The organism is Mycobacterium sp. WUMAC-067 (assembly GCF_020217485.1).
GTDB lineage: Bacteria > Actinomycetota > Actinomycetes > Mycobacteriales > Mycobacteriaceae > Mycobacterium.
Genome location: NZ_JAEKMI010000064.1, coordinates 1 through 21,702 on the forward strand (window position 1 = coordinate 1; position 21,702 = coordinate 21,702).

Consider the following 21,702-nt stretch of genomic DNA (forward strand, 5'->3'; position numbering starts at 1 on the left):
GCCAGAATTTTCGCCGTGGCGTTACGCCCGGCGACCGGGCCGAGCCCGGCGACCGGCGCGCGATCGCCACTACCCGCAGTCGCGGGCCAGCAGGTCGGCCACGGTTTCGCGGCGAACCAGTTCGCGCGCCCGGCCATCCTTGACGGCCACCAGTGACGGCCGGCCGACCATGTTGTAGTTGGACGCCATGCTGTGGTGGTAGGCGCCGGTGCAGGCCACGGCCAGCAGGTCGCCGGGCCGCAGGTCCGCCGGCAGCTCGATGTCGCGGGCGATCTCGTCGCCCGATTCACAGTGCCGGCCGGCCACGGTGACGCGCTGCTTGAGGCCCAGCGGATGCCGATTGGCCAGCGCGACGGCGTATCGCGCGCCGTACAGCGACACCCGCGGGTTGTCGCTCATGCCGCCGTCGACGGCGACGAAGGTGCGGCCACCGAATTGCGTCTTGACCGAGCGCACCCGATACAGGGTCACGCCGGCGCGGCCGCTGATGGCCCGGCCCGGTTCGACCACGACCTGCGGGCGGGGGAACCGCTCGGCGGCGCAGGCCTCGTCGAGGGCGTTCTCGATCACCTCGGCCAGCTCGTCGAGATCCAGCTCCCGATCGCCGGGGACGTACGGGATCGCATGTCCGCCACCGATGTTCAGCTCGGTGAGGATGACGCCGTGCCGGGCCCGGATATCGGCCATCGCGGCGATCATCCGCCGAATCGCCTCGCCGTACAGGGCGGCATCGCTGACCTGCGAGCCGATGTGGCAGTGCAGGCCGACCAGGTCGAGGATGGGGTGCGCCAGCACGCGCCTCACCGCGTCGGCGGCGTGGTCGCCGGCGAGGGTGAAGCCGAACTTCTGGTCGCTGACACCGGTGGTGACGGCGCGGTGCCCGTGGATGTCGATGTCGGGGGTCACCCGGATGAGCACCGGCTGGCGCCGCCGCGCCAGCCCGGCGAGGTAGGCGATTTCGATGCAGGAATCCAGCACGATGCGCCCCACCCCGGCGCCCACGGCGTCGCGCAGCTCCTCGGGCGACGTGGCGTTGCCGTGCATGACGATGCGTGCCGGGTCGACGCCGCCGGCCAGGGCCGTGGCCAGTTCACCGGCCGAGCAGACGTCGACGCCGAGGCCCTCTTCGCGGGCCCAGCGGGCCACCGCGGTGCTCAGCAGCGACTTGCCGGCGTACACGACCTCGATCCCGCGCAGGACGCGGCGGTAACGGCGGGCGCGATGCCGAAAATCGGTTTCGTCGATGACGTAGGCCGGGGTGTTGAACTCGTCGGCGATATCGGCCAGCGGCACACCGCCGACGCACAGCCTGCCCTCCTCGTCGGGGTGGGCGGTGAGGGGCCAGATCGCGGGGTCGAATCGCGGGGGAGCCGCGTGGCCGAGGGACGGCAGAATGTCCAGCAATGTCATGAATCCAACGTGCGCCCGCGGGCGCTCGCGTGGCGTTTTCTTGACGATCCATTGACGACGCCGACCGCAATATTGACGCGGTTCGCCGTGTCCGGCGGCCCCCGCCCGGCGACGGCGGGCGCCGCGTCGGCGGGAGGAAGGAGCCGGGCAAGCAGCCCTAGAATGGAATTCATCATGACCGCACCGGGGGCTGCTCGCCCAGAAACCCCGATCGCGGGGCTCGTTGAATTGGCGCTCACCGCGCCGACCTTCCAGCAGTTGATCGACAGCGCGGCGACGTCGCCGGCTGAATTGAGCCTGGTGGGTCCAGCCAGCGCACGGTTGTTCGTGGCCAGCGCGCTGGCGCGGTTGGGTCCTTTGCTGGTAGTCACCGCGACCGGGCGCGAAGCCGACGACTTGACCGCTGAACTGCGCGGTGTCTTCGGCGATGCCGTGGCGGTCTTCCCGTCCTGGGAGACGCTGCCGCACGAGCGGCTCTCGCCCGGCGTCGACACCGTCGGCGCCCGGCTGACGGTGCTGCGCCGGCTGGCCCACCCCGACGACGCGCGGCTGGGTCCGCCCCTGCAGGTGGTGGTGACGGCGGCCCGCTCGCTGCTGCAGCCGATGACGCCGCAGCTGGGCCTGATCGAGCCGGTCACGTTGAGCGTGGGCCAGGAAGTCGAATTCGAGGGTGTCATCGCCCGGCTGGTCGAGCTGGCCTACACCCGGGTCGACATGGTGGGCCGGCGCGGCGAGTTCGCCGTGCGCGGCGGGATCCTCGACGTCTTCCCGCCGACGGCCGAGCACCCGGTGCGCATCGAGTTCTGGGGTGACGAGGTCAGCGAGATGCGGATGTTCTCCGTCGCCGATCAGCGTTCGATCCCGGAGCTCGAGGTCGACACCCTGATCGCGGTGCCCTGCCGCGAACTGCTGCTCACCGAGGGGGTGCGGCGACGGGCCGCCGAGCTGTCCGCGGCGCACCCGGCGACCGAACCCGCGATCACCGGCAGCGTCACCGACATGCTGGCCAAGCTCGCCGACGGCATCGCGGTCGACGGCATGGAGGCCCTGCTACCGGTGCTGCGGCCCGGCGAGCATGTGCTGCTGACCGACCAACTGGCGCAAGGCACCCCGATCCTGCTGTGCGACCCGGAGAAGATCCGCACCCGGGCCGCCGACCTGATCAAGACCGGCAGCGAATTCCTCGAAGCCTCGTGGTCGGCGGCGGCCATGGGCACCGACGCTCCCGTCGACGTCGCGCAATTCGGCGGATCGGGATTCGCCGAGCTCGACGAGGTGCGGGCCGCGGCCGCCACGGGCGGGCATCCGTGGTGGACGTTGAGCCAGCTGTCCGACGAGTCGGCCGTCGAGCTAGACATCCGGGCCGCGCCCTCGGCGCGCGGACACCAACACGACATCGACGGCATCTTCGCGATGCTGCGCGCGCACGTCACCACCGGCGGCCACGCCGTCGTCGTCGCGCCCGGCGCCGGAACCGCGCATCGCGTGGTGGAACGGCTGGCCGAATGCGACACCCCCGCCGGCATGCTGGAATCCGGCGCCGCGCCCAAGCTCGGGGTGGTCGGCGTGCTCAAGGGGCCGCTGCACGACGGCGTGATCATCCCCGGCGCCACGTTGGTGGTGATCACCGAGACCGATCTGACCGGCAGCCGCGTCGCCGCCGTCGAGGGCAAGCGGCTGGCGGCCAAGCGGCGCAACACTGTTGACCCGTTGGCGCTCACCGCCGGTGATCTGGTGGTGCACGATCAGCACGGCATCGGGCGGTTCGTGGAGATGGTCGAGCGCACCGTCGGCGGCGCCCGGCGCGAGTACCTGGTGCTCGAATACGCCTCGAGCAAGCGGGGCGGCGGATCCGACAAGCTGTATGTGCCGATGGATTCGCTGGATCAGCTGTCGCGCTACGTCGGCGGGCAGGCGCCCGCGCTGAGCAAGCTGGGCGGCAGCGACTGGACCAACACCAAGACCAAGGCCCGCCGCGCGGTGCGCGAGATCGCCGGCGAGCTGGTGTCCCTGTACGCCAAGCGGCAGGCCAGCCCCGGGCACGCGTTCGGGCCGGACACGCCCTGGCAGGCCGAGATGGAAGACGCGTTCGGGTACACCGAGACGGTCGACCAGCTGACCGCGATCACCGAGGTCAAAGGGGACATGGAAAAGCCGATCCCGATGGACCGGGTGATCTGCGGCGACGTGGGCTACGGCAAGACCGAGATCGCGGTGCGGGCGGCGTTCAAGGCGGTCCAGGACGGCAAGCAGGTCGCCGTGCTGGTGCCCACCACGCTGCTGGCCGACCAGCATCTGCAGACCTTCACCGACCGGATGACCGGGTTCCCGGTGACCGTCAAGGGCCTGTCCCGGTTCACCGACCCCGCGGAGTCCAAGGCCGTGATCGAGGGCCTGGCCGACGGATCGGTGGACGTGGTGATCGGCACGCACCGGCTGTTGCAGACCGGGGTGCGCTGGAAGGACCTCGGCCTGGTCGTGGTCGACGAGGAGCAGCGGTTCGGCGTCGAGCACAAGGAGCACATCAAGTCGCTGCGCACCCACGTCGACGTGCTGACCATGAGCGCCACCCCGATCCCGCGCACGCTGGAGATGAGCCTGGCCGGGATCCGCGAGATGTCGACGATCCTCACCCCGCCCGAGGAGCGCTATCCGGTGCTGACCTACGTCGGCCCGCACGACGACAAGCAGGTCGCGGCCGCCCTGCGGCGCGAGCTGCTACGCGACGGGCAGGTCTTCTACGTGCACAACCGGGTCAGCTCGATCGACCGGACGGCGGCGAAGATCCGGGAGCTGGTGCCCGAGGCGCGAGTGGTCGTCGCGCACGGGCAGATGCCCGAAGAACGGCTGGAACGCACGGTGCAGGGGTTCTGGAACCGCGAATACGACATCCTGGTGTGCACGACGATCGTGGAGACCGGGCTGGACATCTCCAACGCCAACACGCTGATCGTCGAGCGCGCCGACACCTTCGGCCTGTCGCAGCTGCACCAGCTGCGCGGCCGGGTCGGCCGCAGCCGGGAGCGCGGCTACGCCTACTTCCTGTACCCGCCGCATGCGCCGCTCACCGAGACCGCCTATGACCGGCTGACCACCATCGCGCAGAACAACGAACTCGGCGCGGGCATGGCGGTCGCGATGAAGGACCTCGAGATCCGCGGCGCCGGCAACGTGCTGGGTGTCGAGCAGTCCGGGCACGTCGCCGGCGTCGGCTTCGACCTGTACGTCCGCTTGGTGGGCGAGGCCGTGGAGGCGTATCGCGCGGCCGCCGACGGCCACACCGTCACGACCGCCGAGGAACCCAAGGACGTGCGGATCGACCTGCCGGTCGACGCGCACCTGCCGCCGGACTACATCGCCAGCGACCGGCTGCGGCTGGAGGCGTACCGCCGGCTGGCCGCCGCGGCCTCCGACGGTGAGATCGACGCGGCCGTGGAGGAACTCGTCGACCGCTACGGGGCGCTGCCCGAGCCGGCCCTGCGGCTGGTGGCGGTGGCGCGGCTGCGGCTGCTGTGTCGCGCCGCGGGCATCACCGAGGTGTCGGCGCCGTCGGCGGCCACCGTGCGGCTTTCGCCGATGACGCTGCCGGATTCGGCCCAGGTGCGGCTCAAGCGGATGTATCCGGCGGCGAACTACCGCGCCACGACGTCCACGGTGCAGGTTCCCATCCCGCGCGACGGCGGGGTCGGCGCGCCGCGGTTGCGCGATGTCGAGCTGGTGCAGATGGTGGCGAATTTGGTGACCGCTCTGCAGGGTAAACCGCAGGCAGATATTGGTATAACGAGTCCAGCTGCAGCGATGGCAAGTGAGGGGCCACGGTGATCGTCGTCTTGTTCGACCCCCGCCGCCCGTCGCTGGTGCCCATCGAAGCCATCGAGCACCTCGCCGGCGAGGTGCAGTACACCGAAGAGATGCCCGTCGCGGTGCCCTGGTCGCTGTCGGCGGCGCGGCCGGTGCACTCCGGTGAGGACGCGCCGGTGCTGCTGTCGTCCGACCCCGACCACCCGGCCGTGACCGCCCGCCTGGCGGCCGGGGCCCGGCTGATCTCCGCGCCCGACACGCCGCGCGGCGAACGCCTGGTCGACGCCGTCGCCATGATGGACAAATTGCGCACCGCCGGGCCGTGGGAGAGTGAGCAAACCCACGATTCGCTGCGCCGGTTTCTGTTGGAGGAGACCTACGAGCTGCTGGACGCGGTGGGCAGCGGCAACGCCGACCAACTGCGCGATGAGCTCGGCGACGTGCTGCTGCAAGTCCTCTTCCACGCCCGCATCGCCGAGGATGCGCCGCAGTCCGCCTTCACCATCGATGACGTCGCCGCCGCCCTGATGCGGAAACTGGGCAACCGGGTCCCGGGAGTGCTTGCCGGGCAATCCATTTCGCTCGAAGAGCAGCTGGCCCAGTGGGAAGAGCGCAAGGCGGCCGAAAAGCCGCGCAAGTCGGTGATGGACGACGTGCACACGGGGCAGCCCGCATTGGCGCTCGCCCAGAAGGTGATCCAGCGCGCCGACAAAGCCGGTCTGCCCGCCGACCTGATCCCCGACGCGATCACCTCGATCCGCGTGTCGGCCGACGTGGACGCCGAAAGCGCCCTGCGCACAGCGGTTCTGGAGTTCGTCGACACGGTTCGCGGCGCGGAGCGGGCGATCGCGACGGCGCGCCGCGGGGGCGGCGTCCCCGACGAGTTCGACGTGGCCCCGCTCGGTGAAGTCTCCGAACAGGAGTGGCGTGAGCACTGGCCGACGGGTGAATCGGCGGCCGACCCGGCCGCCGAGGAAGTCACGGCCGACGGCGGGGCCGGCGACGGCTGAGCGACGCCTTGCAGCGGCCGCGCCGCGGATTATTACCCCCCGCCGTCATGGGCGCGAGCGATCGCGGCAATGTTTGCCGGATTTGCCCTCGGCCGGTCGGTAATATCGCGGATGAGGTTGCGAATCCCCGTGGTCGGCCGTGGTCTGACCGCGCTAGCCAAGGCGGCCGGCAGCTAATCGATGATTAGCTGCAACCGGCGAAACGTCGGTGCGCCGGGGCCCGACGCGACCGAGCAGTCCCCCGACGCATGGGACGATGGTGTGGCGGAAGTTGGTGCAGGCGAGTTTAGGGGAGCTCAGGAAAGCATGGTGTCGCCGAGGCGTTGGATGCGCGCGGCCGCCGTGATCGGCGCGACCGCGATCGTTCTGGCCTCGAGCTGCACGTGGCAGCTCAGCCTGTTCATTCCCGACGGCGTGCCGCCCCCGGCGGGAGACCCGGTGCCGCCGGTGGACACGCATGCCAGCGGTCGGCCCGCGGAACAGTTGCGCGACTGGGCGGCGCAACGGTCGGCGGCGTTGGAGATCCCGGTGATCGCGCTCGAGGCCTACGCGTACGCGGCCCGGGTCGCCGAGGTCGAGAACCCGAAGTGCCACATCGCCTGGACCACGCTCGCGGGCATTGGTCAGGTCGAGAGCCGCCACGGCACTTACCGCGGTGCGACGCTGGCCCCCAACGGGGACGTCAGCCCCCCGATCCGCGGTGTCCGACTGGACGGCAGCGGCGGGACGCTGCGCATCGTCGACACCGACGAAGACCTCACCGACGGCGACGGCGTGACGCGCGCGATGGGGCCGATGCAGTTCATCCCCGAGACGTGGCGGCTCTACGGTGTCGACGCTCACAATGACGGCCGCGTCAGCCCGGACAACATCGACGACGCCGCGCTCGCCGCCGCGGGCTACCTGTGTTGGCGCGGAAAGGATCTCGCAACACCGCGGGGCTGGATCACCGCGCTGCGGGCCTACAACAACTCGATGGTCTACGCGCGCGCGGTCCGGGATTGGGCGACCGCTTACGCGAAAGGTCACCCGTTATAGCAGGATGTATCGCTGACCCAGGCTTACGCGAACAAGGAGAACCCAGTGCCGATTATCGAGCAGGTCGGGGCCCGCGAGATCCTCGATTCCCGCGGTAACCCGACAGTCGAGGTCGAGATTGCCCTGATCGACGGGACGTTTGCCCGCGCGGCGGTGCCGTCGGGCGCGTCGACGGGCGAGCACGAGGCCGTCGAGTTGCGCGACGGCGGCGAGCGTTACGGCGGCAAGGGTGTGCAAAAGGCGGTGCAGGCCGTGCTGGACGAGATCGGCCCGGCGGTGATCGGCCTCAACGCCGACGATCAGCGGCTAGTCGACCAGGCGCTGCTGGATCTGGACGGCACGCCCGACAAGTCGAGGCTGGGCGGCAACGCGATCCTGGGCGTGTCGCTGGCCGTGGCCAAGGCGGCGGCCGATTCCGCCGAGTTGCCGCTGTTCCGCTACCTCGGCGGGCCCAACGCGCACATCCTGCCGGTGCCGATGATGAACATCCTCAACGGCGGCGCGCACGCCGACACCGCCGTCGACATCCAGGAGTTCATGGTGGCGCCGATCGGTGCGCCCAGCTTCGCCGAGGCGCTGCGCTGGGGCGCCGAGGTGTATCACTCGCTGAAGTCGGTGCTCAAGAAGGAGGGGCTGAGCACGGGGCTGGGCGATGAGGGCGGCTTCGCCCCCGACGTGGCGGGCACCACCGCGGCCCTGGACCTGATCAGCCGGGCCATCGACTCGGCCGGTTTCAAACTCGGCGCCGACGTAGCGCTGGCCCTCGACGCGGCGGCCACCGAGTTCTTCACCGACGGGACGGGCTACAAATTCGAGGGCAGCACCCGCACCGCGGAACAGATGGCGGAGTTCTACGCCGGGCTGCTCGGCTCTTATCCGCTGGTGTCCCTCGAAGACCCACTGTCCGAAGACGATTGGGATGGCTGGGCGACCCTGACCGCGGCGATCGGTGATCGGGTGCAGATCGTCGGCGACGACATCTTCGTCACGAATCCCGAGCGCCTGGAAGAGGGCATCGACAAGGGCGTGGCAAACGCGTTGCTGGTCAAGGTGAATCAGATCGGCACGCTGACCGAGACGCTGGACGCGGTCGCGCTCGCGCACCACAGTGGCTACCGCACGATGATGAGCCATCGCAGCGGCGAGACCGAGGACACCACGATCGCCGACCTGGCGGTGGCCGCCGGCTGCGGGCAGATCAAGACCGGTGCGCCCGCCCGCAGCGAGCGCGTCGCCAAATACAACCAGCTGCTGCGGATCGAGGAGGCGCTCGGCGACGCCGCCCGTTACGCCGGCGATCTCGCCTTCCCGCGGTATACACCGCCGGAGGCCAAATAGGTTGCCCGGCAAGCCGGATCCGAAGCGGCGTTCCCCGGCATCGCGCCCGGGGAAGGCCGGCGATCCGGTTCGGCGTCGGCGCTCGGCCAAGCCGCCGTCGAAGCCAAGTGCGAGGACGTCGCCCACGGCGAATCACGGCGGCCGCAACTCCACCCAGCAAGAGCATGTCGTCGAACCCATCACCCGGCAGGCCGCCGAATCGGTTGAGCAGCGCTCCGAGCAACGGCTGGGTTTCACCGCGCGGCGCGCGGCGGTGCTGGCCGCGGTGATCTGCGTGCTGACGCTGACCATCGCCGGACCCGTGCGCACCTATTTCGCGCAGCGCACCGAGATGAATCAGCTGGCCGCCAGCGAGGCCGCGCTGCGCCGTCAGATCGCGGATTTGGAGCAGCGAAAGACCAAACTCGGTGACCCGGCCTACATTGCGGCGCAGGCGCGCGAGCGGCTCGGCTTCGTGAAGCCCGGAGACATCCCGTTCCAGGTTCAGCTGCCGCCGTCGGCGGCCGAGCCCACCCAGCCGGGATCCCCGTCGGCGAAACCGGTCAACAACGACCCGTGGTACACGTCGCTGTGGCACACCATCGCCGACGCCCCGCACCTGCCGCCGGCCCCGCCGCCGGTCCCCGAAGCCCCGCCCCCGCCGGCCGAACCGGGTCCGCCCGCACCGAATCCCACGGGTCCCGGTGGTTGACCGTGCCGACCTGGAGGCGGTGGCTCGCCAGCTCGGGCGTGAGCCGCGCGGGGTGCTCGACATCGCCTACCGGTGCCCCAACGGCGAACCCGGCGTGGTGAAGACCGCGCCGAAATTGCCTGACGGCACGCCGTTTCCGACGCTGTACTACCTGACGCATCCGGCGCTGACGGCGGCCGCGAGCCGGCTCGAGACGACGGGATTGATGCGCGAGATGACCGAGCGGCTGGGACGCGACGCGGATCTGGCGGCCGCGTACCGGCGCGCGCACGAGTCGTACCTGGCCGAGCGCGACGCGATCGAATCGTTGGGGACCACGTTCACCGGCGGTGGGATGCCCGACCGGGTCAAGTGCCTGCACGTGCTGATCGCCCATTCGCTGGCCAAGGGGCCGGGCGTGAATCCGTTCGGCGACGAGGCGCTGGCGATCCTGGCCGGCGAGCCCGCGATGGCGGGCATTTTGGTGGAGGGCCAATGGTGAACGGCAGGCTCGCGGGAATCGACTGCGGTACCAACTCGATTCGCTTGTTGATCGCCGATGTTGAAGGGTCCGGGCGGCTGCGTGACGTGCATCGGGAGACGCGGATCGTGCGGCTCGGCCAGGGTGTCGACGCGACCGGCGAGTTCGCGGCGGAGGCGATAGAGCGCACCCGGGCCGCGTTGGCGGACTACGCCGCGCTGCTGGCAGAGCACGGGGCCGAGCGGGTGCGGATGGTGGCCACCTCGGCGGCCCGCGATGTCGCCAACCGCGACGACTTCTTCGCGATGACGGCCGACGTGTTGGGCGCGGTGCTGCCCGGCGCGGTGGCCGAGGTGATCAGCGGCGCCGAAGAGGCCGAGCTGTCGTTCCGCGGCGCGGTCGGCGAATTGGATAGCGCGGCAGGCCCTTTCGTCGTCGTCGACCTGGGCGGGGGCTCCACCGAAATCGTAGTTGGGGGCGAGGCGGTGGTGGCCAGCCACTCGGCCGACATCGGCTGTGTCCGGCTGACCGAGCGTTGCCTGCATTCGGACCCGCCGACACCCGCGGAGGTGGCCGCCGCCCGGCAGGTGGTGCGCGAGCGGCTCGAGGTCGCGCTGGGCGTGGTGCCCGTGGAGGGGGCACGGACCTGGGTCGGCCTGGCCGGAACGATGACCACGCTGTCCGCGCTGGCGCACAATTTGCCGGCGTATGACTCTGCGGCCATTCATCTTTCGCACGTCGCCGGCGCGGATCTGTTGGCGGTATGCGAACGGCTGATCGGGATGACACGCGCCGAGCGCGCGGCGCTGCCGCCGATGCACGAGGGGCGGGCCGACGTGATCGGCGGGGGCGCGATCGTGGTGGAGGAGTTGGCGCGCGAGCTGCGCGCCCGTGCGGGCATCGAGGAGCTGACGGTGAGCGAGCACGACATCCTGGACGGCATCGTGCTGTCGATCGCCGAGTAGCTCGGCCGCCACCGGCCCTCACGCCTCGAATCGATAGCCCATGCCCGACTCGGTCAGCAGGTGTTTGGGATGCGACGGGTCGTCTTCGAGCTTGCGGCGCAGCTGCGCGAGATACACGCGCAGGTAATGGGTTTCGGTGGCATACGCCGGACCCCACACCTCCTTGAGCAGCTCCTCGCGTCCGACCAGCTTGCCGCGATTGCGGACGAGGACCTCGAGCATCCCCCACTCGGTGGGGGTGAGGTGGACTTCGCCGCCGTTCTTGCTGACCTTCTTGGCGGCCAAATCGACCGTGAACGCATCGGTTTCGATCACCGGCTGCTCGAGCTCGGAGGCCGCGGTGTTGCGGCGCACCGCCGCGCGCAGCCGGGCCAGGAACTCGTCCATCCCAAAGGGTTTGGTGACATAGTCGTCGGCGCCGGCGTCCAGCGCCTCGACTTTGTCCGACGAGTCGGTGCGCGCGGACAGCACGATCACCGGCGCGGTGAGCCATCCGCGCAGACCGGCCAGCACGTCGATGCCGGAGATGTCGGGCAGGCCGAGGTCGAGGATCACCACGTCGGGCTTGTGCTCGGCGGCGGCGCGCAGCGCGCCCGTGCCGCTCGACGCGGTGACCACCTCATAGCCCCGCACGGACAGGTTGATGCGCAGCGCCCGCAGGATCTGCGGCTCGTCGTCGATCACCAACACGCGCGTCATGTGGCATCCATAGCCAGCGGCGCAGCCATTTCCACGATCACGGTCAGTCCGCCTCCTGGGGTGTCGGTGGCCGTTATGCTCCCGCCCATCGCTTCGACGAAGCCCCGCGCCACCGACATCCCCAGCCCGACGCCGGTGGTGTTGTCGTGATCGCCGAGCCGCTGAAACGCTTCGAAGATCTGTTCCTCGGCACCGTGCGGTATTCCGGGACCCTCGTCGATGACGTTGATCAGCACCCGATCGCCCACCTGCCCGGCGTTGACCCGGACCAGGCAGTTGGGCGCATACCGCAGCGCGTTATCGATCAGGTTGGCCAGCACCCGCTCCAGCAGCCCGGCGTCGGCCATCACCACGGCGTCGCCCACATCCACCTTGACCCGGTCGATGGCGGACCGGAAAAAGCCGGTGGCGCCCTTGCCGATGCTGACCAGCGCGCGTTGCACGGTTTCCTCCAGGTACACCCGGCTCAGTTCCGGGTGGATCGCCCCGGCGGCCAGCCGTGAGGAATCGAGCAGGTTGCCGACCAGCGCGGTGAGTTGGTCGATGGACTCCTCGATGGTCGCCAACAACTCCGCGGTGTCGGCGGCGGAGAAGGCGACGTCCTCGGCGCGCAGGCTGGACACGGCGACCTTGGCCGCCGCCAGCGGCGTGCGCAGGTCATGGCTGACCGCCGACAGCAGGGAGCGCCGCAGTTCGTCGGCCCGCACGACCGCCTCGGTCCGGCTGGCCTCCTCGGCCAGCTCGCGCTGCCTGACCAAACCCGCGGCCTGCCTGGCCACCGCGCTGAGCACGCGCCGGTCCCGCGCCGAGAGCTTGCGGCCCGCCAGCAGCATCCAGAATTCGTCGTCGCCGACCTCGATCGCGGTGTCCGCGGAATCGACGGTGACACAAGGATCCCTGCCCACGCAGGCGACGACGTCGCTCGTGGTGTCCCCGGCGCCGGGCTCGCGCAACATGCTGACCGCGCGCTGGGCGTAGGTCTCTCGCACCCGTTCGAGCAGCGTTTCGAGGTCGGCACCGCGCAGCACCGAACCCGCGAACAGGGTCAGCAGCTCGGCCTCCTGCGACGCGCGGCGGGCTTCCCGCGTGCGCTTGGCCGCGAAATCGACCAGCACCGCGACCGCGACCGCGATCAGCAGCAGCACCAATTCGGTGACGGCGCTGTTGGGTTCGGCGATGGTGAAGCTGTGCCGCGGGGCGATCAGGAAATAGTTCAGCAGCAGTCCGGACAGCATCGCCGAAAGTGCCGCGGGCGCAACACCTCCGAGCAATCCGACCAGCAGCACCCCCACGAAGAACAACGCGCTCTCGCCGCCGGTGTCCAGGTACGGGTCCAGCGTCGTGACGGTGATCGCGCAGATGATCGACGGCACGATGAGCGCCGCCAGCCACGACGTCACGCGCCGCTCGCGCGGGGCGAGCGAGGCCGTGCGAAACCCGCGCTTGGCCTCCTCGTGCGTGACCAGGTGCACGTCGATCTTCCCGGACAGCTCGACGATCCTCGGGCCGATGCCCTCCTCGAACAGGCGCGCCCAGCGGGAGCGGCGCGAGGTGCCGATCACCAGCTGCGTGGCGTTCATCTCGCGGGCGAACTCGAGTAGGGCCGTGGGCACCTCGTCGCCGACCACGGTGTGCAGCGAAGCGTCCAGGCTGGTCGCCAGTTCCCGGATCTTGGCCATCCGCGACTCCGACAGGCCGGCCAGGCCGTCGCCGCGGACGACGTGGACCACCATGAGCTCGGCGGTGGACTTCGACGCGATCCGGGACGCCCGTCGCACCAAGGTCTCGGATTCGGGTCCACCGGTGACCGCCACGACGACCCGCTCGCGGGCTTCCCACGTGTCGGTGATCTTGTTCTCAGCCCGGTAGTTGGCCAGCGCCATATCGACCTGGTCGGCGAGCCACAGCAGCGCCAGTTCCCTTAGCGCGGTGAGATTTCCGCGGCGGAAGTAGTTGGACAGCGCCGCATCGATGCGATCGGGCGCGTAGACGTTGCCATGAGACAACCTGCGCCGCAACGCCTCCGGCGTGATGTCGATGAGTTCGACCTGCGCGGCCTGCCGCACGATCAGGTCCGGGACGGTCTCTTTCTGCTCGATACCGGTGATCTGGGCGACGACGTCGTTGAGGCTTTCCAGGTGCTGCACGTTGACCGTGGAGATCACGGTGATTCCGGCGTCGAGCAATTCCTCGACATCCTGCCAGCGCTTGGGGTTTTTGCTCCCCGGCGCGTTGGTATGCGCGAGTTCGTCGACGAGGACGACCTGCGGGCGGCGCGCCAGCACGGCCGGCACGTCGAGCTCGGGGAAGCGCCCGCCACGGTATTCGACATAGCGCGGCGGAATGATCTCGATGCCCTCAAGCAGCTCAGCGGTTTTCGCACGCCCGTGGGTTTCCACCACGCCCGCCACCAGATCGGTACCCCGCTCCAGCCGCCGATGCGCCTCACCCAGCATCGAATACGTCTTACCCACGCCCGGAGCGGCACCGAGGTAGATGCGTAGCTCCCCCCGCCTGGGGTGGCGGCCGCGGAGGTTGACGTCAGTCACGTCAACCATCATCCCCCTTGGGACTAACTAGTGACCGGATACCGGTGGTCGAGTTGCAGGTTGAGTTGCAGCACGTTGACGCACGGTTCACCGAAGAACCCCAGCGCGCGGCCGCTGCGGTTCTGCGCCACCACCGCACGGATCTGATCCGGGCTGGCACGGCGGGCGTTGGCGACGCGCGCCACCTGGATGTCGGCGTAGGCCGGCGAGATGTTCGGGTCGAGGCCGCTGCCGCCGGCGGTGACCGCGTCGGGCGGCACGGCCGGGGAGGCGGGCGCGGCCCCGCGGACGGGCACGGTCTGTCCGATCGAGTAGTCGTCGCCGTACCGGGCGCATTCGACCCGCACACCCTGGTAGAGGCTGAGGAACGGCGCCGGTGTCGATCCGCACGGCTCGTTGACGCTGACCACCCGAGTCGGGTGGATGACGTTTCCGCGCGCGTCACGCGGGCCGATCACCGACAACACCGCACCCACCCCGCGGCCCGTGCAGAACGGCCGCGACCCATCGACACCCTCCAATGCGCCGACGGCGGCGCTGCGCGAACACACCGTCGTCAGCAGGCTCGGCTTGAAGCCGGCGTCCGCCGCGGACTTGCCCGCCGCCAGTTGCGCCGGGTCGGCGGGCGTGTCGACGATGCTTTCCGGCCCGAGGTTGCTGCCGCCCGACGAGGTCGGGTCGTAGCCGGCGCCGGCCGCCGAGGGCCGGCTCTGGAAATACTGCGGCAGCGGGTTGCCGTCCTTGTCGGTGAACGGCTGGCCGATCAGCCTGCTGCCCACCGGCTTACCGTCCGCGGTGAGAATCGAGCCCTCGGCGTGCTCCCGCAATCCCGGCAGCTGCGCGACCGCCCAGACGAAGAGGGGATAGGCCAGACCGGTGATCGCGGTCAGCACCAGCAGCGCACGCAACGCCGCCCAATGCAGGCGGAGGAAATTCGTCATATCAGGACATCCCTGGGATGAATTGGACGATCAGGTCGATCGCCTTGATTCCGGCGAAGGGGGCGACGATGCCGCCAAGACCGTAGACATACAGGTTGCGGCTCAACAGTTTTGACGCGCTGCTCGGTGTATACCGCACGCCGCGCAGCGATAGCGGGATCAGCAACACGATGATGATCGCGTTGAAGATGACCGCGGACAGGATCGCCGACTGCGGGCTGTGCAGCCGCATGATGTTGAGCAGATCCAGACCGGGGAACAGCGCGACGAACATCGCCGGGATGATCGCGAAGTACTTCGCGATGTCGTTGGCGATCGAAAAGGTCGTCAGCGCGCCGCGGGTGATCAGCAGTTGCTTGCCGATCTCCACGATCTCGATGAGCTTGGTGGGATCGGAGTCGAGATCGACCATGTTGCCGGCCTCTTTGGCCGCCGACGTGCCGGTGTTCATCGCCACCCCCACGTCGGCTTGCGCCAACGCCGGCGCGTCGTTGGTGCCGTCGCCGGTCATCGCGACCAGTTTGCCGCCCGCCTGCTCACGCTTGATCAACGCGAGCTTGTCCTCCGGCGTGGCCTCGGCCAGGAAGTCGTCGACCCCCGCCTCGTCGGCAATCGACTTGGCGGTCAACGGGTTATCGCCGGTGATCATCACCGTCCGGATGCCCATCCGCCGCATCTCGTCGAAACGGTCCCGCATGCCCTGCTTGACGACGTCCTTGAGGTGGATGACACCGAGCACTCTCGCTTGCCCCTCGGCGCTTTCCCCGACGACCAGGGGAGTGCCGCCGCCGGCGGAGACGCCGTCGACGATCTCGCCGAGCTGCGCGGGGACGTTGCCTCCTTGGCCGCGTACCCATTCCGCGACCGAGTTCGCCGCCCCCTTGCGCAGCAGGTGCCCATCGAGGTCGACGCCCGACATCCGCGTGGTGGCCGAGAAGGCCACCCAGCTCGCCTGCGACAGCTCGCCCGGTGTGCGGGCACGCAGGCCGAAGTGCTGCTTGGCGAACACGACAACCGAACGGCCCTCGGGTGTTTCGTCGGCGAGGCTGGACAATTGCGCGGCGTCGGCCAACTGTTCGGCGGAGACGCCGTCGAAGGGGATGAAGGCGGCGGCCTGCCGGTTGCCCAGCGTGATGGTGCCCGTCTTGTCCAGCAGCAGGGTGTTGACGTCACCGGCGGCTTCCACCGCCCGCCCGGACATGGCGAGCACGTTGCGCTGCACCAGCCGGTCCATGCCGGCGATGCCGATGGCCGACAGCAGCGCGCCGATGGTGGTCGGGATCAGGCACACCAACAACGACACCATCACGATGCCGGTGACGCCGCTTGCATCCAGCGCCTGCGTATTCGGGACGCCGGGATTGTTCGCCTTGGCGTAGATCGCCAACGGCTGCAAGGTCGCCACGGCGAAGACGAAGATGATCGTCAAGGCGGCGAGCAGGATATTCAGCGCGATCTCGTTCGGGGTTTTCTGCCGGTTGGCGCCCTCGACGAGCGCGATCATGCGGTCGATGAAGCTCTCACCGGGTTTCTGGGTGATCTTGACGACGATCCGGTCGCTCAGCACGGTGGTGCCGCCGGTGACCGCCGATCGGTCGCCGCCGGACTCGCGGATCACCGGCGCCGACTCGCCCGTGATGGCCGATTCGTCCACTGAGGCAATGCCTTCCACCACATCACCGTCACCGGGGATCACCTGGCCCGCCTCGACCACCACGACGTCGCCCCGTTGCAGTTGGGCTGCGGCGACCGCTTCCTCGACCGCGGCGGCCCCCGGTACCCAGTCCTTGAGTCGCCGGGCCACGGTGTGCGTTTTGGCCCGGCGCAGCGTTTCGGCCTGGGCCTTGCCCCGGCCCTCGGCGACCGCTTCGGCGAGATTGGCGAACAGCACGGTCAACCACAACCAGATCACGGACAGCCAGGCGAACCAGCTCGGCGCGGCGATCGCCAGGACGGTGCTCCAGGCGGCGCCGATTTCGACGATGAACATCACCGGGTTGCGGCATAGGCTGCGCGGGTTGAGTTTTCGCAGCGCGTCCGGCGTGGAGCGCCATAGCATCTTCGGGTCGAGCAGGCCGCCCTGCACCCGTTTTCTGCCGCTGGACGCCGCCGGATGCGTCTGCTCGGTCGGCTGGATCGCGGTCGCGGTCATCAGTGGATTCCTTCGGCGAGGGGCCCGAGCGCGAGCATGGGCAAGAACGTGAGGGCAACGACGATCAACGTGACGCCGGCGACCATGCCCACGAACTGCGGCCGGTGGGTGGGCAGGGTGCCCGCCGAGGCCGGTGTGCTGCCTTGCCGCGCCAGCGATCCGGCCAGTGCCAGCACGAGCACGATGGGCAGGAACCGGCCGAGCGCCATGGCCAGGCCGAGAGCCGTGTTGTACCAGTCGGTGTTGGCGCTGAGCCCGGCGAAGGCCGACCCGTTGTTGTTGGCCGCCGAGGTGAACGCGTAGAGGATTTCCGAGAGTCCGTGCGGTCCGCCGTTGAGCATGCCGGCGCGTTCGCCGGGCAGCGCCATCGCGATCGCGGTGCCGGTCAGCACGATCAAGGGAGTGACCAGGAAATAGCTTGCGGCGAGCTTGATTTCGCGTGGGTTGATCTTCTTGCCGAGGTACTCCGGGGTGCGCCCGACCATCAGCCCCGCGACGAACACGGTGATCACCGCCAGAACGAGAATGCCGTACAGGCCGGAGCCGGTGCCGCCGGGCGCGACCTCACCCAGCTGCATGTTGAACATCGTGATCATGCCGCCGAGGCTGGTCAGCGAGTCGTGGGCGGAGTCGACGGCGCCGGTGGAGGTGAGCGTCGTGGCGGCGGCGAACACCCCCGAGTCGGTGACGCCGAAGCGCTGCTCGACCCCCTCCATCGCAGCGCCTGTCGCCGTCGGCACCGTGCCGCGGTGCTGCGTCTGGAACCACAGCATGAAGGTGGTGCTGATCGTGTACAGCGTCGCCATCACGGCCGCAATCGCGTAGCCCTGCTTGGTGTTACCCACCATGCGCCCGAACGTGCGCGGCAGCGAGAACCCGATCACCAGGATGAGGAAGATCTCCAGCCAGTTGGTCCAGCCAGTCGGATTCTCGAACGGGTGCGCGGAATTCGCGTTGTAGAAGCCGCCGCCGTTGGTGCCGAGTTCTTTGATGACCTCCTGGCTGGCCACCGGCCCGCCGGTGATGGTCTGCCGGGGGCCGCTGACGGTGGTGACCACCTGGTCGTGCAGGTGGAAGTTCTGGATCGCCCCACCGGCGATCAGCAGGATCGCGCTGACGACGGCGACGGGTAACAGGATGCGCAGCGTCCCGCGCACCAGGTCGACCCAGAAGTTGCCCAGCTCGCCGGTGCGGGTGCGGGCGAACCCGCGCACCAGCGCGACGGCCACCGCCATCCCGACGGCGGCGGACACGAAGTTCTGCACCGCCAGGCCGGCCATCTGCACGAGATGGCCCTGTGTCGACTCGCCGGAGTAGGCCTGCCAATTGGTGTTCGTGACAAAGCTGACCGCGGTGTTCCACGCCAGCGAGGGCGTCAGCTGTGTGGCCGGATCATGCAGGTGCAGCGGCAATTTGCCCTGGACGAGCTGGAACGCGAACAGGACCAGGATGCTGATCGACGAGAACGCCAGCACGCTTCGGGCGTAGGAGCCCCACGTCTGTTCCGCGCGGGCATCGACGCCGATCAGTCGATAGATCATTCGCTCGGCGGACGAATCCTTCTCCGAGGCATACACGCGAAACATGTAGTCCCCGAAGGGCACGTGGGCAACCGCCACCGCCGCGACGAGAACAACGAGGAAGATGATCCCGGCCGTCGTCGTGCTCACTCAGAACCTCTCCGGGAACAGCAGGGCGCCCCCGAGATAGAGCGCGATGAGGACGGAAAGCACCAAGCCGACGGTGTTTTGGTAGTTCATAGCCGTTCGACCAGCTTCTGAGCCACGCCGAGCGCGGCGAACACCGCCACGGTCAGCCCGACGTATACCGCCACGCCCATCTCGTCTCCGTTCCGCACCAATCACGCGCATACGCAAGGGACCTCGCCGAGTCAGCCGCAGCGCCATCGAGCGACAGTCTCGGATGAAGTCAGCCTGAAATTAACCGGGCGGCGTTCGGGTAACGAGCGTGGTTGACGGTTTCCTAACGGGGCTACCGTGCACCTTTACGGTTTCTTAACGCCCCGTGGCGGACCGTCGATCAGGGGGAGCCGTACCCGGAAGACCGTCTCGTCCTCCGTGGATTCGACGGTGACCGAACCATGATGGGCCTTGACGATCGAACTGACGATCGGCAGGCCCAGCCCGTGACCCGAACCGTCGGATCTCGACTTGTCCGCCCGGACGAACCGCTCGAACAGCCTGGGCAGCAGCTCTTCGTCGATGCCCGGCCCGTCGTCGGTGACGGTCAATTCCACGAACGGCGGCTCGGGACCGTCACGGTAGCAGGTGATTCCGGTCGTCACCGTCACCCCGGGCGGCGTGTGCACGCGGGCGTTGCCGAGCAGGTTGCTGACCAGCTGATGCAGCCGGGCGTGGTCGCCTCGCACCCAGACCGGCTGGTCGGGCAGGTCTTTGACCCAGTGGTGGGTCAGCGCAGCCACGGTCGCGTCGTTCACCGCGTTGTTGGCCACCGCGGCCAGGTCGACGTCCTCGGACTGCAGATCCTGCCCTTCACCCAAACGCGAAAGCAGCAGCAACTCATCGACGAGCAACGCCATCCGCCGGGCCTCGGATTCGATGCGGGCCAGCGCGTATTCGGTGGTCGGCGGCAGCTCCGAACTGTCCTGGCGGGTGAGTTCGGCGTAGCCCTGAATCGCCGCCAGGGGCGTGCGCAGTTCGTGGCTGGCGTCACTGATGAATTGCCGCATCCGCAGGTCGGATTCGGCCCGATGCGCCAGCGCGCCGTCCACGTTGTCCAGCAAGCGGTTCAGCGTGCGGCCGACGATGCCGACCTCGTTCTGCGGGTCGGTGTCCTGCGGCTGGACCCGGAGGCTGATCCGGTGCTCGTCATCGGCGAGCGGCATCGCGGCGACGTCGGCCGCGATCGCGCCGAGCCGGCGCAGCGGACGAAGCGTATACCCGACGACCCATCCGGTGAGCGCTGCGGTAAGCGCCAAGGCCCCCGCGATCAGCGCGATGGTGGTGATCTGTTTGCGGGCGATGATCCGGTCGGCGAGGTTCTGCGACATCCCGACCACGAGCACGTCGGAGCCGTCCACCGTGCTGTCGAGGCGGTAAGACCCCAGGCTGCCCAGCATTTCGGTCCGTGGCGGCCCTCCGGACCACGACTGCCCTTCCAGCGCGCGGATGACGTCGGCGGGCGCGGGTTTCGGTTCTCCTTCGGAGAACACCGCCGACCCGATCACCACGCCGTTGCGCAGCACGGCGATGAGGTTTCCCGGCGTTTGTCCGGTGAATTCCAGCATCGCCTGTCCGATCGGCGGAGTGCCCGGACGCGTCGAAGTGTGTTCGCCGTTGCGGTATTTCGTGTACTGGTGGCTGAACGCGTCGAGCGACTCGGCGATGTCGGCGTCGCTCATGGCGTTGACGTAGCCGCGCAGACTGAGCACGGACACGATGCCGACGGTCACCAGCACCACGCTGACCACGGCCAGCACGCCCAACAGCAGCTGGCGGCGCAGCGACGAGGGAAACCACCGGGGAAAGATCCCGGATGCCGCGGCCTTGTCCTGGGTCATTCCGCCGGGCGCAGCATGTACCCCACGCCGCGGACCGTATGAATCATCGGCTCGCGACCGGAGTCGATCTTTTTCCTCAGGTACGAGATGTAGAGATCCACGATGCTGGTGCGCCCGGCGAAGTCGTAGTTCCAGACCCGGTCCAGGATCTCGCTGCGGCTCAGCGCGCGCCGCGGGTTGCGCATGAGGAAGCGCAGCAACTCGAACTCGGTGGAGGAAAGCGACACGGGGGTGTCACCGCGGGTGACTTCCCGGCTGGCGGTGTCGACCCGCAGGTCGCCGACGACGAGGGTTTCGGCGGTCGGCGTGGGTGGCGGGCCGGAGCGGCGGAGCAACCCGCGCAGCCGGGCGACCAATTCCTCCAGGCTGAACGGTTTGGTCATGTAGTCGTCGGCACCCGCGGTCAGGCCGGTCACCCGGTCCATGACCGAGTCACGCGCGGTCAGGAACAGCGTCGGGGTGTAGACGTCGGATTGGCGCACCCGTTCGAGGATCCGCAGGCCGTCCACGTCGGGAAGCATGATGTCGAGGACGAGCACGTCGGGGCTGACCCTCTCGAACTTCGCCATGGCCTCGCGCCCGTTGTGGGCGATGTCGACCACCCAGCCCTCGTAGTGCAGGGCCATCCTCACCAGATTGGTCAAGGCCGGCTCGTCGTCGACCAGCAAAACCCTGATGGGTGAGCCGTCGGCACGGTTGATCCGCGGCAGCTGCCCCAGGATGGCTTGGCGGGGGCGCTGCGAGCCCGAGTATCCGGCCGTTGCGGTCATGTTCTTCCAATTCTGACCGGCCACACACCGGATTGTCACGGAGTTCATAGAATTCTCAAATGTAGGCGTGTGAGCTGGCGCACTGTCGAAAGATGCTGTGCATTGAGCCATTACAGGCCTGGGCATTCCAAAATGGCTGCGCCCCAGCGGGTTTCATCGATTTAGCGTCAGACGCAAACGGGGCCGCGCACCGGTCGGTGCGCGGCCCCGTCCGGGGTCGAGGCGTCAGGCCCAGCTGGACCCGACGGCGCTGTCGGTGCTGGCCATGTTGCTGCCCGCAGACTGAACCTTCTGTCCGTGGGAGTTGGCCTGCTCGTAGATCACCTGGAAGTTGCGG

17 protein-coding genes and 1 pseudogene are annotated in these 21,702 nt (G+C 69.0%); 7 read left to right on the top strand and 11 right to left on the bottom strand.

The window, feature by feature from the left end; translation table 11 throughout:
- Positions 1-69: 69 nt before the first annotated feature.
- Positions 70-1,410, bottom strand: coding sequence for a diaminopimelate decarboxylase (lysA, locus tag JF781_RS25135; protein WP_225329591.1), 1,341 nt, complete (start codon positions 1,408-1,410; stop codon positions 70-72).
- A 174-nt stretch (positions 1,411-1,584) separates the two neighbouring features.
- On the opposite strand from lysA, the gene mfd reads away from it, so the two are divergent.
- From mfd to JF781_RS25170, 7 genes are all read left to right on the top strand, one after another.
- A complete protein-coding gene (gene mfd, locus JF781_RS25140) occupies positions 1,585-5,232 on the top strand; it encodes a transcription-repair coupling factor (protein WP_225329592.1) in 3,648 nt (1,215 codons plus the stop codon).
- Positions 5,229-6,221: a nucleoside triphosphate pyrophosphohydrolase gene (locus tag JF781_RS25145; RefSeq protein ID WP_225329593.1), complete on the top strand. Its 993-nt coding sequence runs from the start codon at positions 5,229-5,231 to the stop codon at positions 6,219-6,221. The genes mfd and JF781_RS25145 overlap by 4 nt, the downstream gene beginning before the upstream one ends.
- Positions 6,222-6,530: 309 nt before the next feature.
- Positions 6,531-7,259 carry a lytic murein transglycosylase gene (locus JF781_RS25150; RefSeq protein WP_225329620.1) on the top strand — a complete coding sequence of 243 codons (729 nt, stop codon included), beginning with the start codon at positions 6,531-6,533 and terminating at the stop codon, positions 7,257-7,259.
- A 45-nt stretch (positions 7,260-7,304) separates the two neighbouring features.
- Positions 7,305-8,597, top strand: coding sequence for a phosphopyruvate hydratase (gene eno, locus JF781_RS25155; protein ID WP_151834805.1), 1,293 nt, complete (start codon positions 7,305-7,307; stop codon positions 8,595-8,597).
- Between the two features lies 1 nt (position 8,598).
- Positions 8,599-9,288, top strand: a complete 690-nt coding sequence (locus JF781_RS25160; protein WP_151834806.1) for a septum formation initiator family protein — start codon at positions 8,599-8,601, stop codon at positions 9,286-9,288.
- On the top strand, positions 9,281-9,769 hold the full coding sequence (locus JF781_RS25165) for a DUF501 domain-containing protein (protein WP_151834807.1): 489 nt from the start codon (positions 9,281-9,283) through the stop codon (positions 9,767-9,769). Before JF781_RS25160 ends, JF781_RS25165 begins: the two co-directional genes overlap by 8 nt.
- Positions 9,763-10,713 carry a Ppx/GppA phosphatase family protein gene (locus JF781_RS25170; RefSeq protein ID WP_225329594.1) on the top strand — a complete coding sequence of 317 codons (951 nt, stop codon included), beginning with the start codon at positions 9,763-9,765 and terminating at the stop codon, positions 10,711-10,713. The genes JF781_RS25165 and JF781_RS25170 overlap by 7 nt, the downstream gene beginning before the upstream one ends.
- Before the next feature lie 18 nt (positions 10,714-10,731).
- Here JF781_RS25170 and JF781_RS25175 read toward each other — a convergent pair whose 3' ends face one another.
- The 10 genes and pseudogenes from JF781_RS25175 to JF781_RS25220 form a co-directional block, all read right to left on the bottom strand.
- Positions 10,732-11,412, bottom strand: coding sequence for a response regulator (locus tag JF781_RS25175; RefSeq protein ID WP_225329595.1), 681 nt, complete (start codon positions 11,410-11,412; stop codon positions 10,732-10,734).
- Positions 11,409-13,973 carry a sensor histidine kinase KdpD gene (locus JF781_RS25180; RefSeq protein ID WP_225329596.1) on the bottom strand — a complete coding sequence of 855 codons (2,565 nt, stop codon included), beginning with the start codon at positions 13,971-13,973 and terminating at the stop codon, positions 11,409-11,411. The genes JF781_RS25175 and JF781_RS25180 overlap by 4 nt, the downstream gene beginning before the upstream one ends.
- Positions 13,974-13,984: 11 nt before the next feature.
- On the bottom strand, positions 13,985-14,902 hold the full coding sequence (locus tag JF781_RS25185; protein ID WP_225329597.1) for a potassium-transporting ATPase subunit C: 918 nt from the start codon (positions 14,900-14,902) through the stop codon (positions 13,985-13,987).
- Between the two features lies 1 nt (position 14,903).
- The gene (gene kdpB, locus JF781_RS25190) at positions 14,904-17,054 is read right to left on the bottom strand and encodes a potassium-transporting ATPase subunit KdpB (protein WP_225329598.1); all 2,151 of its coding nucleotides are present in this window, start codon (positions 17,052-17,054) and stop codon (positions 14,904-14,906) included.
- A complete protein-coding gene (gene kdpA / locus JF781_RS25195; protein ID WP_225329599.1) occupies positions 17,054-18,724 on the bottom strand; it encodes a potassium-transporting ATPase subunit KdpA in 1,671 nt (556 codons plus the stop codon). The genes kdpB and kdpA overlap by 1 nt, the downstream gene beginning before the upstream one ends.
- Positions 18,725-18,814 carry a potassium-transporting ATPase subunit F gene (locus JF781_RS25200; RefSeq protein WP_083018684.1) on the bottom strand — a complete coding sequence of 30 codons (90 nt, stop codon included), beginning with the start codon at positions 18,812-18,814 and terminating at the stop codon, positions 18,725-18,727. It lies immediately after the preceding gene.
- Positions 18,811-18,894, bottom strand: a complete 84-nt coding sequence (locus JF781_RS25205) for a potassium ABC transporter ATPase (RefSeq protein WP_225329621.1) — start codon at positions 18,892-18,894, stop codon at positions 18,811-18,813. Before JF781_RS25205 ends, JF781_RS25200 begins: the two co-directional genes overlap by 4 nt.
- 165 nt (positions 18,895-19,059) lie before the next feature.
- Entirely contained in the window at positions 19,060-20,595 is a 1,536-nt protein-coding gene (locus tag JF781_RS25210) for a cell wall metabolism sensor histidine kinase WalK (RefSeq protein WP_225329600.1), read from the bottom strand.
- Positions 20,592-21,365 (bottom strand): response regulator transcription factor, encoded by a 774-nt coding sequence (locus JF781_RS25215; RefSeq protein WP_151834937.1) that lies wholly within the window; start codon positions 21,363-21,365, stop codon positions 20,592-20,594. The genes JF781_RS25210 and JF781_RS25215 overlap by 4 nt, the downstream gene beginning before the upstream one ends.
- Positions 21,366-21,590: 225 nt before the next feature.
- Positions 21,591-21,702: pseudogene (locus JF781_RS25220) on the bottom strand (type VII secretion protein EsxI); the annotation flags it as partial.